Here is a 13600-nt window from a genome sequence, read left to right as displayed (position 1 = left end):
GCTCACTCCTCGCGTTCGGCCTCCCGCAGCGCGACCTCCTCCTCGTGCTGCCGTACGGCGCGATCGGCCGCCGCCTCGTAGATCTGCGTCACCAGTGTCCGCGCGCGCTGCTCGTCGATCGCTCCGCCTGACCACTCGATCAGCCGCGCGGCCCATGAGCCGATGAAATCACCCATGTCACCATTGCACCCCGGGCGCGAGGGCTTCGCAGGTCGGTGTCCGCCGGTCGGCGCTCCTGCACGATGCTGCCGTTCGGGTGCAGCCTCGTGCCACCGCCCGCGCTTCCGTGGCGTCGGCCCGGCGGGGGATCGTCTTTTGGGCGGCGGACATGCCGCCGCCGAAAAGACCGCAGGAGGATTCCCCATGGCGGGAGCCAGTCTTTCCAGGCGGTGGGCCGAACTCGGCCCACTGCGCGAGAATTCCCCCGGAGTGGTCGGCAGAGCGGGATCGCCCGTCCTGGCCACGCCCTCCGCCTTCGCGGCCGGCATGACCATCGTGGTGTCGGCGTACGTGGTGGGCCGGATGGTCGGTGGCGAGACCGAGCCGGTGATCCAGTGACGGCCGCCGCGCGCGTCCCCGCCCTGCGCGAACTGGGCGCACTCACCGAGCACTCCGCCGGCCGGGCACCCCGCAGCGCCACCGCCGTACTCGCCACGCCGCTGGCCGTTGCCGCCACGATGGCCATCGCGGTAGCCGCGTTCGAGGTGGGCCGGATGGTCGGTGGCGAGACCGAGCCGGTGATCCAGTGACCGTGGCCGACCGGGTCCCCGCCGTCCTGGTGAGCCTGGGCGGTGAGCTGACCGAGGAGGACGGGGGCCGGGCCGGCGTCACCGGCGACGCCGTGCTCTGCCTGCACACGAGCGCCTTCATCGCGGTCTGCGTCACCGTTTCCACCGGGGATTCGGAAATCCGGCTGTGACACCGGCGCCCCGACCGTTCCCCCTGACCTCGGAAGGATTCCGCGCGCATGTCCAGAATCGCTGCCTACCTCGATGACTCGCCGGCCATGGCGAGCATTCCGGTGCACGACCGCACCGGCCGGCTGGCGCCCGCCCGGCCCGTGCTGGCCACCCCGGTGACCATTGTCGCGTTCGGGGCGGGGGTGGCCGCCGGCAGCGCCATCGTCGCCGCCTTCGAGGCGGGCCGCACGGCCGGCGGCACCACCGAACCGATCATGAGCTGACCGCCCCGCACGGCGGTCACCGTCCCCGGTCGGGCCGGGCCGATCCTCGGATCCGATCCGGCCCGACCGGGCCCCTCCCCCCCCGGCTCCCCCCCGGCTCCCCGGCTCTCCCGGCCCCCGGAAGGCGATGATGAGACCCCCCTCCACCAAGTCCACCAAGCCGAGAAAGCTGCTCGCCGCACTGCTGGGCCCGGTCCCCGTCGGCCGCCGCCAGGCGATGGGGCTGTCCGAGCGGCTGTCGGCCGCCACCTCCCTGGTGGCCTCCCTCGAATTCCTCAGCGACCGCCGGCAGCAGCGGCCCGGCGGCCTCAACGACTGGTCGATCAACCGCGAGCTGTACGCGGACTGTTCCCGGCCCACCCGCAAGGCGCTTGACCTCCTCGCCCACGAGAAGGCCGCCACCGCCCTGTACGCCGCCCGCGCCGCCACCAGCGCCGCCCTGCTGCTGCCCGGCAACGGCCGCTGGCGCGGCGCCGCCAACCTCTTCCTCGGGCTGTCGGGCGCCGCCATGTACCCACTGCACCGGCTCGGCTCCGACGGCTCCGACCAGGCTTCCGGCATGGTCCAGACCGCCACCGGACTCGCCCGCCTCGCCACCTCGGAACAGACCCAGGACGCGCTGCTGTGGTACGTGGCGCTCCAGTCCAACATGTCCTATCTGGTCTCCGGCTGGATCAAGCTGCTCGGCAAGGACTGGCGCAGCGGTACGGCGCTCGGCGGAGTCCTGCGGACCCGCACGTACGGCGAACGCCGCCTGTGGCGGCTGACCCGGCGCTACCCGCGCACCGGCCGGGCGGTGGCCCACGGGGTGCTGGCCCTGGAGTGCCTGTTCCCGGTGCTCTACCTCAAGGGCGGCAAGCTCGCCCGCCCGGTGCTGGCGACCACGCTCTCCTTCCACGTGGCCAACGGCTTCGTCATGGGCCTGGGCCGCTTCGTCACCTCCTTCGCCTCGATGCACCCGATGGTCGCCTACACCAGCGCGCCCAAGGACCACCCGGCGATCGCCGGCCGCGACGACCGCGCGCTGCGCGCCGTCGCCGTGGTGCTGGCCGGCGGCGTCGCCGTGGCGGGCGCGCTGGCCGCGGCCCGCCGGATGCGGGCCGGCGACGGCTGGTACGGCACCGAGTACGTCACCACCCGGCACGGCAACCGGCTCGGCTACGACACCACCGTCACCCCCGAAGGCACCGGCCCCGTCGTGGTGTTCGTCCACGGCCTGACGGCGCTCCCGGAGCATTTCGGCTGGCTCGCCCAGGCGCTGCGGACCCACGGCGACGGCCAGCAGCTGATCACCTACAGCCGGGCCGGGTACGGGCCCAGCCGGTACGCGGGTGGCCGCCCGTACACCCTCCAGGAGTCGGTCGACGATCTGCTGGACCTGATCGAGCGGGCGGTGCCGGCCGGGCGGCAGGTCGTACTCGCCGGGCACTCGCTCGGCGGCGAACTCGCCCGCCGGGCCGCGCCGTCGCTCGGGGAACGGCTGCACGCACTGATCCACCTGGACAGCTCGCACCCGGCGGAACTGCGCCGCTCGGAGCAGCAGAGCGAGTCCGCCGAGCGGCTCACCGACGCGATCGGTACTTTCACCAACAGCCTCCGGGCCGGCCTCGGCGTGCTGCTGACCCGCCCGGAGTGGGTCGACCAACTGCCGCGCCCGTTCCGGGCCAAGGCGATGCACCAGTACGCCGACGCCCGCATGTGGACGGCCGGGCTGCGTGAATGGCGGGCCACCGAGGCGGACTTCCGCGCCCATGACGGGCCGTTGCCCCCGGTCGCCGCGCACGCCCTGGTCATCTCCGCGCAGCAGACCGTGGACCGCGACCCGGAGCAGCTGCTGCTGCACCGCGAACTCGCGGACACCCACCGGGCCGCCGGCCCCGGCCATCTCGTACAGGAAGCCGTGATCGAGGGCGCGGACCACGACTCGCTGCTGACGAAGGCGGAGTTCGCCCTGCCGACGGGGCAGCGGATCGTGTCCTTCCTGCGCGCGGCCGGATCCGCCCGGCCCGCCCAAGCGAGTGCCGGCGCCGCCCGGGAGCTGTCATGAGGGCGGCGGACGGCGCGGCCCGGATCGCCGTGGGCCTGATGCTGCTCGGTACCCTGGCCGGCCAGCACCCGCACCAGTCCTTCCACCGGGTGATGCGCTGGGACCGGCTGAACTCCGCGTTCCCCAACTGGCGTTTCTTCGCCCCGAACCCGGCCCAGCACGACTTCGAGTTCTTCTACCGCACGCTCAGCGAGACGGGCGAGACCTCCGGCTGGCAGCCGGTGGAGGTCATCCAGGGCCGCCGGCCCCGGCAGATCGTGTGGTTCCCCGGACGGCGACCCGAGAAGGCGGTCTTCGACGTGGGCAGCGAGATCCTGATGGCCCTCGACAAGGGTTTCGACGTGGTCACCCGGCAGCCGGCCTACCGGCTGATGAGCGCCTTCGTCCGGGACCGGATCGAACGTGCCGGGACGGAGGGGGTCAAGGGCTTCCAGTTCACGATGGTCCGGGTGGCCGGATACGACGAGGCGGAGGAGCCCGACATCGTCTTCGTCTCCCCCTACAACCCCTGGCATCCGACGCGGGGCAAGGAGCGGGCCCGATGAACATCGCCCCCAACGACAGCGCCACCGCCTACGGCAGCGTCTTCGCCGGCTTCTACGACCGGCTGTTCCCCAAGGACCGGTACGCGGACCTGACCGCCAAAGTGCTGGCCGGCTGGCATCCCGGCGGCGGCACACTGGAGTTCGGCGTCGGCACCGGCCGCATCGCCGTCCCCCTGGCGCACCTCGCGGGCCCCGTCACCGGCGTCGACTCCTCTCCCGAGATGCTCGCCCTGCTGCGCACCGCCGTGGCGGACGCCGGGGCGCCCGTCACCCCGGTGCGCGGCGACATCAGGACGTACACGGACGAACGGCGGTACGGGCTGGTGTACTGCGTGTGCGCCACGCTGTCGATCCTGCTGACGGCCGGCGAACAGCGGGCGGCGATCGCCCGCGCCGCCGAGCGGCTGGCGCCCGGCGGCACGCTGGTGGTGGAGAGCCACAACCCGGCGTTCATCCGCGCCCTGCACGAAGGCCGCCGGCACACCTCCTGGTTCACGCCCTATCCGGAGCCGCACACCGGACTCCAGACGTACTCCACCCTGCCGCCGGACAGCGTGCTGTGGCAGGCGTCGCACCTGTGGCACGAGCCGGGGGCCACCCGTACGGGCCAGGAGACCAGCCGGCTGACGACCCCCGAGGAGGTCGACGGGTACGCGGCCGACGCCGGTCTGGTACCGGCCGGGCGGCAGACCGACTGGTTCGGCAACCCGTACGAGGCCGGCAGCCCGCTGTACATCAGCCGCTACGTCCACGCCGGCCGGACCGTCGCGGGAGGGGGTGCGGACGATGGCCGGTGACCGGGAACCACCACCGGGCACCATCTGGGGCATCGCCCGCCGCCACCGGCTGCTGCTCGGCGGCGGTGTGCTGCTGGGCGTGGTCGGCGTCGCCTCCACCCTCGTCCAGCCGGTCATCGTCGCCGGCCTCATCGAGGCGGCCGGCGCCGGAAACCCGGTGACCTGGCTGATCGTGCTGCTCACCGCGCTCCTCCTCGCCGACGCCGCGCTCTCCGCCACCCAGGGCTATCTCATCGGCCGGGCCGGGGAGAACATCGTCCGCGACTCCCGTACGTTCCTCACCGGCCGGGTGCTCCGCAGCGACCTCGCCGCGTACCAGGCCAGACGGCAGGGGGACGTGCACACCCGGCTGGTCTCGGACACCTCCCTGGTGAAGATCGCGCTCTCCCAGTCCTTGGCGCAGATCATCGTCAACGGCCTGGTGGTCATCGGCTGTGTGGCGATGATGGCGTGGCTCGACCTGTGGCTGCTGCTGCTCGCACTCGGCTGCATCGGCGCCGCCAGTGTCCTCTCCCTGTGGCTGGCCCGCCGGCTGCGGCTGGCGGCGGTGCGCAACCGGGCGGACACCGGGGAGTTCGGCGCCGATCTGCATCGGGTCCTGGCCGCCCTGCCCACCGTGAAGGCGGCCCGTGCCGAGGACCGCGAGCAGCACCGCATCGGACTGCTGGCGGACGCGGCGCGGCGCTCGGGGGTACGGGTCACCGCGTACGCCTCGCTGCTGACCCCGACCATGAACGTGGGGCTCCAGGCGTCGCTCGCCGCCGTCGTCGGCGCCGGCATGGCCCGCGTCGCCACCGGCTCGCTGGGGCTCGCGGACTTCACGGCCTTTGTGATGTACCTCTTCTATCTGGTGTCGCCGCTGGTGCTGGTGTTCATGAGCATCGGCGCCTACCAGCAGGGCCGCGCCGCGATGGCCCGGGTCGACGAACTCGTCGGGCTGCCGCAGGAGGACGGCCCGGCGGAGCCTCCGCAGGACCGTACGGATACGGATACGGATGCGGATACGGGTACGGGTACGGGTACGGACACGGGTACCGCCCGTCCCGCCGTCGAATTCCGCCGGGTGCGTTTCGGATACGGCGACGACGGCCGGGACGTCCTGGACGGGGTCTCCTTCGCCGTCCCGGCCCGCGGCCTGACCGCCCTGGTCGGTCCGTCCGGCGCCGGCAAGACCACCGCCTTCCAGCTGATCGAACGGTTCTACCGGCCGCGCGAGGGCACCGTGCTGGTGGACGGCCACGACATCGCGGCCCTGCCGCTGTCCCGGGTCCGCGGGCGGGTCGGCTACGTCCAGCAGGACAGCACCGCCATGCGCGGCACCCTGCGCGAGAACATCGCCTACGCCGCCCCGGACGCGACCGAGGCCGAACTCCTGGATGTCGTGGCGATGGCCGGTCTCACCCAGGTGGTCGCCGACCTGCCCCGGGGGCTGGACACCGTCCTCGGCGACCACGGCACCGGGCTGTCCGGCGGCCAGCGGCAACGGGTGTGCATCGCACGGGCGTTGCTCCAGCGGCCCGCCGTGATGCTGCTCGATGAGGCGACCTCGCACCTGGACTCGGACACCGAGGCGGCGCTGCGCGAGGTGCTGGCCCGGGTCGCGCGGCGGTGCGCGGTGATCGCCATCGCCCATCGCATCTCCACCGTGGTGGACGCCGATCACATCGTGGTCCTTGACGGCGGCCGGGTGCGCGACCGGGGGACGCACCCGGAGCTGATGGCGCGCGACGAACTGTACCGGCGGCTGGCCGCCACCCAGTTGCTCGGGCGGCAGGATCCTGCCGGGCAGGTGCAGTGAGCTGCCGTCGCGGCCCTTCCCACCGGCCCGCGGAACCTGACAGATTCACCGGGTGCACACCAACACCCCACAGTCGAGGAGGAGATGGATGAACACCACACGTAATCGGCGCCGGCGCTTCGCCGCGCGGGTTTCGGTGCTGGCCCTGGCCGGACTGCTGGCCCTGGGCGGCGCGGGAGCGGCCACCGCACACCAGGGCGGGGGCGGCAGCAGCGGGGGCGGCGGCGCCTCGGGCGGCTGGGCGCAGCTCGCGGGCACCGAGTTCGCCGATCCGGCGGACCGGCTCGACCGTGACCTGCTCCCGCCCCACCCCCGTCCCGGGGAAAAGTGCAATCGCGAGGAACGTGAGACCCCCTGCGCCAACGGCTGGCAGTGAGGGAGCGCGGGACGGCACGGCGATGAAACGGGCGACGGGTGGCGGCGTACGCGCCGTCGCCCCGGTCCGCACGGGGCGGGCATGACCGGTGCGGAGATCGCTCTCACCTTCACCGGCGAGAGCGCACGGGACGGCGAGATCGCGCTCGTACGGCTGCTGAGCCTGCTGCCCGCGCACTGGTCGTACCGGCACGAGGTGTCGGCGTCCGCCATCGTGCTGTGGGTCCGGACCGGCAGCCCGGCGGACCGACACACCGTACGGGCGACGGTGGAGGCCGCGCTGGCCGATCCGGCGCTGCGGCGCTGGCGGCTGACGCCGGGGGAACGCTGAACGCTCAGATCCAGCCGCGGTCGCGGGCGAGCAGCGCCGCGTGGGCGCGGTTCTCGGCCCCCAGCAACTGCATCAGATCGGCGATGTGCCGGCGGTAGGTGCGCAGCGACACCCCGACCTCGCGGGCGCCGGTCTCGTCCTTGCTGACCGTGCACATCCGCTGGAGCACCTGCCGCTGCGCCTGCGAGAGTTCGGGGTTGAGCCGGTCGGGGGAGTCCACCAGCGTGCCGAAGTCCCGCGCGGCCTCCCACAACCGCTCGAACAGCGTGATGATGTTGCCGACCAGGGCGCTCTCCCGGGCGCACAGCGCGCCGCGCGAGGTGTTGGCGGGGTCGATGGGGACCAGCGCGGTGTGCCGGTCGTACACCAGGATCAGCTCGGAGAACTCCTCGGCGATCCGGATCTGCGCGCCATGGGCGGTGAGTTCGCGCAGATAGCTGAGCGTGGGGGCGTCCGTGAGCGCGGCGGCCCGCACCAGATTGCGGATCCGCACCCCGCGCCGCAGACAGCGCAGGTCCAGCGGCCGGGCGTGCTCGATGTTCTCCTTCGTCAGCGCGTCGTACGGCTCGGCGGACAGCACCTCGGAGTGCGCGAAGAACGACAGATCATCGATGCGGTTGCGCACCAGCCGCAGATCCTCCAGCCGCTCGATGCCACCCGCCGGCGACCCCTCCGCCGCCGGGCCCGGGCGTTCCCGGTGCAGTGAGTCGACGATGGTCCTGGTCTGGGTGAGATGCCGCATCTCCTGATGCAGCCGCTCCAGCCGGTCCTCGGCCAGCCGTGGCACCGCGGTGTCCGGCTCAGCGGCCCAGGTGTGCTCGTCGTCCCCCCGCAACAGCCGCAGTTCCCGCAGCCGTTCCACCGCGTCCCGCGCCTCGGCGCGCCCGGAGCGCAGCACGACATGGATCTCACGCGGGGAGGTGCGGGGATTGCGCAGGAAGTGCCGGTAGATCTCTTCTTCGGCCGCCGACAGTCCGAGCACCGACATCGCGTGGTGACGCAATACGCCCTCCCCCAGAACCTTCCGCGCAGCCTATGGCGGATCGGCCGCCATGCGAAGGCGGGAGAGAGACAGAAACAAAAATGCAGCGCCCGCAGGCACTGCATCCTTCACTCGATGTGCCCCCGGCAGGACTCGAACCTGCGCACACGGCTCCGGAGGCCGATGCTCTATCCGCTGAGCTACGGGGGCTTGGCGGTTGTCTTGGCGACACCGAGAACATTACCAGCTTCACGGCGGGCCTCCGTACCGGGTTCTCGCGGGGTGGGAGTTTGCGAAAGGGCCGGACGGGGGGCGGGGTACGCGCTTACTCTGGCGGGGTGCCAGGCGTTTCGGGCCGGGTCCTTGTCGTCGACGACAGCCAGGTCATCCGGCAGCTCATCAGGGTCAACCTCGAACTCGACGGCTTCGAGGTCGTGACCGCGTCCGACGGCGCCGAATGTCTGGAGGCCGTGCACCGGTTCCGGCCGCATGTCATCACCCTCGATGTCGCCATGCCCCGCCTCGACGGGCTGCGCACCGTCTCCCGGCTGCGCATCGATCCGCGGACCTCGCCCATCCCGCTCGTCCTCGTCACCGCCAGCGCCGGCCAGCACCCGCCCGCCGGGGTGGACGCCGTGCTGGGCAAGCCCTTCGAGCCGGCCGCCCTCGTACGCGAGGTACGGCGGCTGCGCGCCGAGGGGCGGGGACATCCGGTGCCCGCCTCCTCTCGTACCCTGGCCGGGTGACCCCCGACCAGCTGTCCCGTCTCGTCCTGCGCCATGTGCGCCGGGCCGTCGAGAGCGGACAGCTGCCCGGTGCCGCCGTTCCCGACCGGGTGGTGCTGCGGCCCGCCCCGCACGGGGAGCGGGGGTGGTCCACCGCCGTCGCCCACCAGCTCGCCGGGCCGGCCGGGCGCACCGCCGCCGAGGTCGCCGACCTGCTGCGGGAGTCCCTCCGCGTGGCGGACGGGGTCCAGGACGTACGGGTACGGGACGGGTTTCTCACCGTCCGGCTCCCGGGGGGCGGGGATGCCGCGCTGCTCGCCCACCTGATCGGGCTGACCGTCCCCCCCGCCCTCCCCGACGATCCCCGGCGTGACAGCTCGCGCTGGGCCCAGGCCACCGGCGGTGATCCCGGCCGGTTCCTGGTGCAGCGGGTGGAGAATCCGCTGTTCCGGGTGCGGTACGCGCACGCCCGCTGCCGTGCCCAGCTGCGCTGGGCCCCCGCCTTCGGGCTCGCCGCCGAGCCCGGCGCCGCCGCGCATCCCGCCGAGCGCGCGCTGCTGGACGCGCTCGGGCAGTGGGCCGCGGCCGGGAACAGTCCGCAGCGGCTCGTCGCCACCGCCGGCGCCTGGCTGGCCGCCGAATCCGTACGGGCCACCCTGCCCGTCGGCGACGAGAAACCCGGGACCGCCCACCGCGCGCGGCTGGCCCTCGCCCAGGCCACCGCGACGGTGCTGGCCGGCGGTCTGTCCCGGCTGGGCGTCAGTGCCCCCCCGTATCTTTAGCTCTCGCACCACCAGAGGTCTTTCATGAGCCGTTCCGCCCACCCCGCCGGGCCCCGCCACGCCGATGTGCTGCCCGAGGGGCACTACAGCGCCCCGCCCACCGATCTCAACGCCCTCGACCCCAAGGTCTGGGCCCACTCCGTTCGGCGGCGCGACGACGGGGTGGTCTCCGTCGCCGGTGTCGGCGTCGATCAGCTCGCCGGTACGCACGGGACGCCCGCCTATGTGCTCGACGAGGCGGATTTCCGCGGCCGTTGCCGCGCCTGGCGACAGGCGTTCGGGGACGGTGCCGATGTGTTCTACGCCGGCAAGGCGTTCCTCTCCCGCGCCGTCGTGCGCTGGCTGCGCGAGGAGGGGCTCAATCTCGATGTCTGCTCGGGCGGCGAGCTGGCCACCGCCCTGGCCGCCGGGATGCCCGCCGCCGCCATCGCCTTCCACGGGAACAACAAGTCCCTCACCGAGATCGAGCGGGCCGTCTCCGTCGGGGTGGGGCGGATTGTTGTTGATTCGTATGACGAGATCGAGCGGGTCGCCCGCGTCGCCCGCGAGCACGGCGTACGCCAGCCGGTCCTGGTCCGGGTGACCGTGGGCGTCGAGGCGCACACCCACGAGTTCATCGCCACCGCCCACGAGGACCAGAAGTTCGGCCTCGCGCTGGCCGACGGGGCCGCCCTCGAAGGGGTACGCCGGGTCCTGGCCGAGCCGGACGCCCTGGAGCTGCTGGGGGTGCACTCCCACATCGGCTCGCAGATCTTCGACCTCGCCGGGTTCGAGGTCTCCGCCCGCCGCGTGGTGCGGCTGCTCGGCTCGGTCCGGGACGAGTTCGGGGTGACGCTGCCCGAGATCGATCTGGGGGGCGGGCTCGGGATCGCCTACACGTCCACCGACGATCCGCTCGAACCCCATGACATCGCCAAGACGCTCCGCGACATCGTCGAGCGCGAGTGCGCCGCCGCCGGCCTCCCGGCGCCCCGGCTGTCCGTCGAGCCGGGGCGGGCCATCATCGGGCCGTCCGCGTTCACCCTGTACGAGGTCGGCACCGTCAAGCCGCTGGAGGGGCTGCGCACGTACGTCAGTGTGGACGGGGGGATGTCGGACAACATCCGGACGGCGCTCTACGACGCCGAGTACTCGGTGGCACTGGTCTCCCGCGCCTCCGACGCGCTGCCCATGCTGGTGCGGGTCGTCGGCAAGCACTGTGAGAGTGGCGACATCGTCGTCCGCGACGCGTACCTCCCGGCCGACCTGGCCCCGGGCGATCTGATCGCCGTCGCCGCCACCGGCGCCTACTGCCGTTCCATGGCGAGCAACTACAACCACGTGCCCCGCCCGCCCGTCGTCGCCGTCGCCGACGGCGGCGACCGGGTGATCGTCCGCCGCGAGACCGAGGACGATCTGCTGCGGCTCGACGTTGGCTGAGCCCGGCGCCGAGTCCGCATACTGAACGCAGGCGGGGGGCCGCCCCCGCCTGCATAAGACTGAGGTTCGCAACGGACATGGAAAGGCGAGGTCGAATGGTGCGTACTCGTCCGCTGAAGGTGGCACTGCTGGGCTGCGGCGTGGTCGGCTCCCAGGTGGTTCGCCTGATGACGACGCACGCCGAAGACCTCGCCGCCCGCGTCGGCGCCCCGCTCGAACTCGCCGGGGTGGCCGTCCGCCGCCCCGACCGGGTGCGGGCCGGCATCGACCCCGCACTCGTCACCACGGACGCCGAGGGCCTTGTCTCCCGCGGTGACATCGATGTCGTGGTGGAGGTCATCGGCGGGGTCGAGCCCGCCCGCGGCCTGATTGCCACCGCCTTCGAGCACGGCGCCGGAGTGGTCACCGCCAACAAGGCGCTGCTCGCCCAGGACGGCCCCGCCCTGCACGCCATAGCGGCCGAGTACGGCGCCGACCTCTACTACGAGGCGGCCGTCGCCGGCGCCATCCCGCTGCTGCGCCCGCTGCGCGAATCGCTGGCCGGCGACAAGGTCAACCGGGTACTGGGCATCGTCAACGGCACCACCAACTTCATCCTCGACCGGATGGAATCCTCCGGCGCCGGCTACGGCGAGGCCCTGGACGAGGCCACCGCCCTCGGCTACGCCGAGGCCGACCCCACCGCCGACGTGGAGGGCTTCGACGCCGCTGCCAAGGCCGCCATCCTCGCCGGGATCGCCTTCCACACCCGGGTCGGCCTGGATGACGTGCACCGCCAGGGCATCACCGAGGTCACCACGGCCGACATCGCCTCCGCCCGCCGGATGGGCTGCACCGTCAAGCTGCTGGCCATCTGCGAGCGCGCCGAGGACGGCCGCTCCGTCACCGCCCGGGTACACCCGGCGATGATCCCGCTCAGCCATCCGCTGGCCTCCGTCAAGGGCGCCTACAACGCGGTGTTCGTCGAGGCCGACTCGGCCGGCCAGCTGATGTTCTACGGGCCGGGCGCGGGCGGCGCGCCCACCGCCTCCGCCGTACTGGGCGACCTGGTCGCCGTCTGCCGCAACAAGCTGGGCGGCGGGCGCGGCCCGGGGGAGTCCGCGTACACCCGGCTGCCGGTGAGCCCGATGGGCGAGGTCGTCACCCGCTACCACATCAGCCTCGACGTCGCCGACAAACCGGGTGTACTGGCCCAGTGCGCCATGGTCTTCGCCGATCACGGTGTCTCCATCGACACGGTGCGGCAGTCCGGCAAGGACGGCGAGGCGTCGCTGGTCGTCGTCACCCACCGGGCCCCGGACGCCGCGCTGACCGCCACCGTCGAGGCGCTGCGCGAGTTGGACACCGTGCATGATGTGGCCAGCATCATGCGCGTCGAGGGCGAGTAGCCGCCCCATCCCAGAGAGTGAACAGGACGACACCGTGAGCATCTTGGACGCGACCAGCACCAGCCGTCAGTGGCGTGGGGTCATCGAGGAGTACCGCGACCGGCTGCCGGTCACCGCTCGGACGCCCGTGGTGACGCTGCGCGAGGGCGGCACCCCGCTCGTACCCGCGCAGGTGCTGTCCGAGCGCACGGGCTGCGAGGTGCATCTGAAGGTCGAGGGCGCCAACCCCACCGGTTCGTTCAAGGACCGGGGCATGACCATGGCCATCTCCAAGGCCAAGGAGGCCGGCGCCAAGGCCGTCATCTGCGCCTCCACCGGCAACACCTCCGCCTCCGCCGCCGCCTACGCGGTACGGGCGGGCATGGTGTGCGCCGTCCTCGTCCCGCAGGGCAAGATCGCGCTGGGCAAGATGGGGCAGGCCCTCGTCCACGGGGCGAAGATCCTCCAGGTGGACGGCAACTTCGACGACTGCCTGGAGCTGGCCCGCGGGCTGTCCGACAAGTACCCGGTGGCGCTCGTCAATTCGGTGAACCCGGTGCGCATCGAGGGGCAGAAGACCGCCGCCTTCGAGATCGTCGACATGCTCGGCGACGCCCCCGACATCCACGTCCTGCCGGTCGGCAACGCCGGGAACATCACCGCGTACTGGAAGGGTTACCAGGAGTACGCGGCCACCGGGCCCGCCTCCCGTACCCCCCGGATGTGGGGCTTCCAGGCGTCCGGCTCGGCGCCGATCGTACGGGGCGAGCCGGTGCGCAACCCCACCACCATCGCCACCGCCATCCGGATCGGCAACCCGGCCTCGTGGACGTTCGCCGAGCGCGCCAGGGACGAGTCGGGCGGCCTCATCGACGAGGTGACCGACCGGCAGATCCTGTCCGCCTACCGGCTGTTGGCCGCCGGGGAGGGTGTCTTCGTCGAGCCCGCCTCGGCCGCCTCGGTCGCCGGGCTGCTGAAGGCCGCCGAGCAGGGCAAGGTCGATCCGGGGCAGCGCATCGTGTGCACCGTCACCGGCAACGGCCTGAAGGACCCGGACTGGGCGGTGGCCGGCGCTCCGCAGCCGGTCACGGTGCCGGTGGACGCGGACGCCGCGGCCGAGCGGCTCGGGCTGGCCTGAGTCGCCCCGCGTGCCCCGGGCGCAAGGCCCGGGGCACGCGGCCCGGGGCGACACCCCGCCACCCTGTATCGCGTCTGAACCTTCCTTCGATAGGCTGGTATTCACCCCGTG

General features: G+C 72.9%; 17 protein-coding genes and 1 tRNA gene. 15 read left to right on the top strand and 3 right to left on the bottom strand.

Going from position 1 to position 13600, the window contains the following annotated elements; all coding sequences use genetic code 11:
• Nucleotides 1-2: 2 nt before the first annotated feature.
• On the bottom strand, nt 3-176 hold the full coding sequence (locus tag AC5WRL_RS19715) for a hypothetical protein (RefSeq protein ID WP_496089926.1): 174 nt from the start codon (nt 174-176) through the stop codon (nt 3-5).
• 187 nt (nt 177-363) lie between these two features.
• On the opposite strand from AC5WRL_RS19715, the gene AC5WRL_RS19710 reads away from it, so the two are divergent.
• The 10 genes from AC5WRL_RS19710 (at nt 364) to AC5WRL_RS19665 (ending at nt 7076) form a co-directional block, all read left to right on the top strand.
• Nucleotides 364-558, top strand: a complete 195-nt coding sequence (locus AC5WRL_RS19710; RefSeq protein ID WP_496089925.1) for a hypothetical protein — start codon at nt 364-366, stop codon at nt 556-558.
• Nucleotides 555-749: a hypothetical protein gene (locus tag AC5WRL_RS19705; RefSeq protein ID WP_496089924.1), complete on the top strand. Its 195-nt coding sequence runs from the start codon at nt 555-557 to the stop codon at nt 747-749. The genes AC5WRL_RS19710 and AC5WRL_RS19705 overlap by 4 nt, the downstream gene beginning before the upstream one ends.
• The gene (locus AC5WRL_RS19700) at nt 746-919 is read left to right on the top strand and encodes a hypothetical protein (protein WP_496089923.1); all 174 of its coding nucleotides are present in this window, start codon (nt 746-748) and stop codon (nt 917-919) included. Before AC5WRL_RS19705 ends, AC5WRL_RS19700 begins: the two co-directional genes overlap by 4 nt.
• 48 nt (nt 920-967) lie before the next feature.
• Nucleotides 968-1183: a hypothetical protein gene (locus tag AC5WRL_RS19695; RefSeq protein ID WP_496089922.1), complete on the top strand. Its 216-nt coding sequence runs from the start codon at nt 968-970 to the stop codon at nt 1181-1183.
• A 127-nt stretch (nt 1184-1310) separates the two neighbouring features.
• Nucleotides 1311-3230: an alpha/beta fold hydrolase gene (locus AC5WRL_RS19690; RefSeq protein ID WP_496089921.1), complete on the top strand. Its 1920-nt coding sequence runs from the start codon at nt 1311-1313 to the stop codon at nt 3228-3230.
• A complete protein-coding gene (locus AC5WRL_RS19685; RefSeq protein ID WP_496089920.1) occupies nt 3227-3775 on the top strand; it encodes a hypothetical protein in 549 nt (182 codons plus the stop codon). Before AC5WRL_RS19690 ends, AC5WRL_RS19685 begins: the two co-directional genes overlap by 4 nt.
• On the top strand, nt 3772-4572 hold the full coding sequence (locus AC5WRL_RS19680; RefSeq protein WP_496089919.1) for a class I SAM-dependent methyltransferase: 801 nt from the start codon (nt 3772-3774) through the stop codon (nt 4570-4572). Before AC5WRL_RS19685 ends, AC5WRL_RS19680 begins: the two co-directional genes overlap by 4 nt.
• Complete coding sequence (locus AC5WRL_RS19675; protein ID WP_496089918.1) at nt 4562-6370, top strand: ABC transporter ATP-binding protein; 1809 nt, start codon at nt 4562-4564, stop codon at nt 6368-6370. The genes AC5WRL_RS19680 and AC5WRL_RS19675 overlap by 11 nt, the downstream gene beginning before the upstream one ends.
• Before the next feature lie 88 nt (nt 6371-6458).
• The gene (locus tag AC5WRL_RS19670) at nt 6459-6746 is read left to right on the top strand and encodes a hypothetical protein (protein ID WP_496089917.1); all 288 of its coding nucleotides are present in this window, start codon (nt 6459-6461) and stop codon (nt 6744-6746) included.
• An 81-nt stretch (nt 6747-6827) separates the two neighbouring features.
• Nucleotides 6828-7076 carry a hypothetical protein gene (locus AC5WRL_RS19665; protein WP_496089916.1) on the top strand — a complete coding sequence of 83 codons (249 nt, stop codon included), beginning with the start codon at nt 6828-6830 and terminating at the stop codon, nt 7074-7076.
• 4 nt (nt 7077-7080) lie between these two features.
• On the opposite strand, the gene AC5WRL_RS19660 is transcribed toward AC5WRL_RS19665, so the two are convergent.
• Nucleotides 7081-8064 carry a helix-turn-helix transcriptional regulator gene (locus tag AC5WRL_RS19660; protein WP_496089967.1) on the bottom strand — a complete coding sequence of 328 codons (984 nt, stop codon included), beginning with the start codon at nt 8062-8064 and terminating at the stop codon, nt 7081-7083.
• 132 nt (nt 8065-8196) lie between these two features.
• Nucleotides 8197-8268: transfer RNA gene (locus tag AC5WRL_RS19655), tRNA-Arg, on the bottom strand.
• A gap of 128 nt (nt 8269-8396) precedes the next feature.
• On the opposite strand from AC5WRL_RS19655, the gene AC5WRL_RS19650 reads away from it, so the two are divergent.
• The 5 genes from AC5WRL_RS19650 to thrC all read left to right on the top strand — a co-directional run bounded on the left by AC5WRL_RS19650 (nt 8397) and on the right by thrC (nt 13489).
• Nucleotides 8397-8804: a response regulator gene (locus tag AC5WRL_RS19650; RefSeq protein WP_496089915.1), complete on the top strand. Its 408-nt coding sequence runs from the start codon at nt 8397-8399 to the stop codon at nt 8802-8804.
• Nucleotides 8801-9565: a DALR anticodon-binding domain-containing protein gene (locus tag AC5WRL_RS19645; protein ID WP_496089914.1), complete on the top strand. Its 765-nt coding sequence runs from the start codon at nt 8801-8803 to the stop codon at nt 9563-9565. Before AC5WRL_RS19650 ends, AC5WRL_RS19645 begins: the two co-directional genes overlap by 4 nt.
• Before the next feature lie 24 nt (nt 9566-9589).
• On the top strand, nt 9590-10984 hold the full coding sequence (lysA, locus tag AC5WRL_RS19640) for a diaminopimelate decarboxylase (RefSeq protein ID WP_496089913.1): 1395 nt from the start codon (nt 9590-9592) through the stop codon (nt 10982-10984).
• Between the two features lie 95 nt (nt 10985-11079).
• Nucleotides 11080-12372, top strand: coding sequence for a homoserine dehydrogenase (locus tag AC5WRL_RS19635; RefSeq protein ID WP_496089912.1), 1293 nt, complete (start codon nt 11080-11082; stop codon nt 12370-12372).
• Nucleotides 12373-12415: 43 nt separating this feature from the next.
• Nucleotides 12416-13489, top strand: a complete 1074-nt coding sequence (gene thrC, locus AC5WRL_RS19630) for a threonine synthase (RefSeq protein ID WP_496089966.1) — start codon at nt 12416-12418, stop codon at nt 13487-13489.
• Nucleotides 13490-13600: the final 111 nt, after the last annotated feature.

The organism is Streptomyces sp. NTD107 (assembly GCF_059510435.1).
The sequence above is the reverse complement of the archived record's forward strand: the minus strand, read 5'-3'. Positions and strand labels throughout refer to the sequence as shown.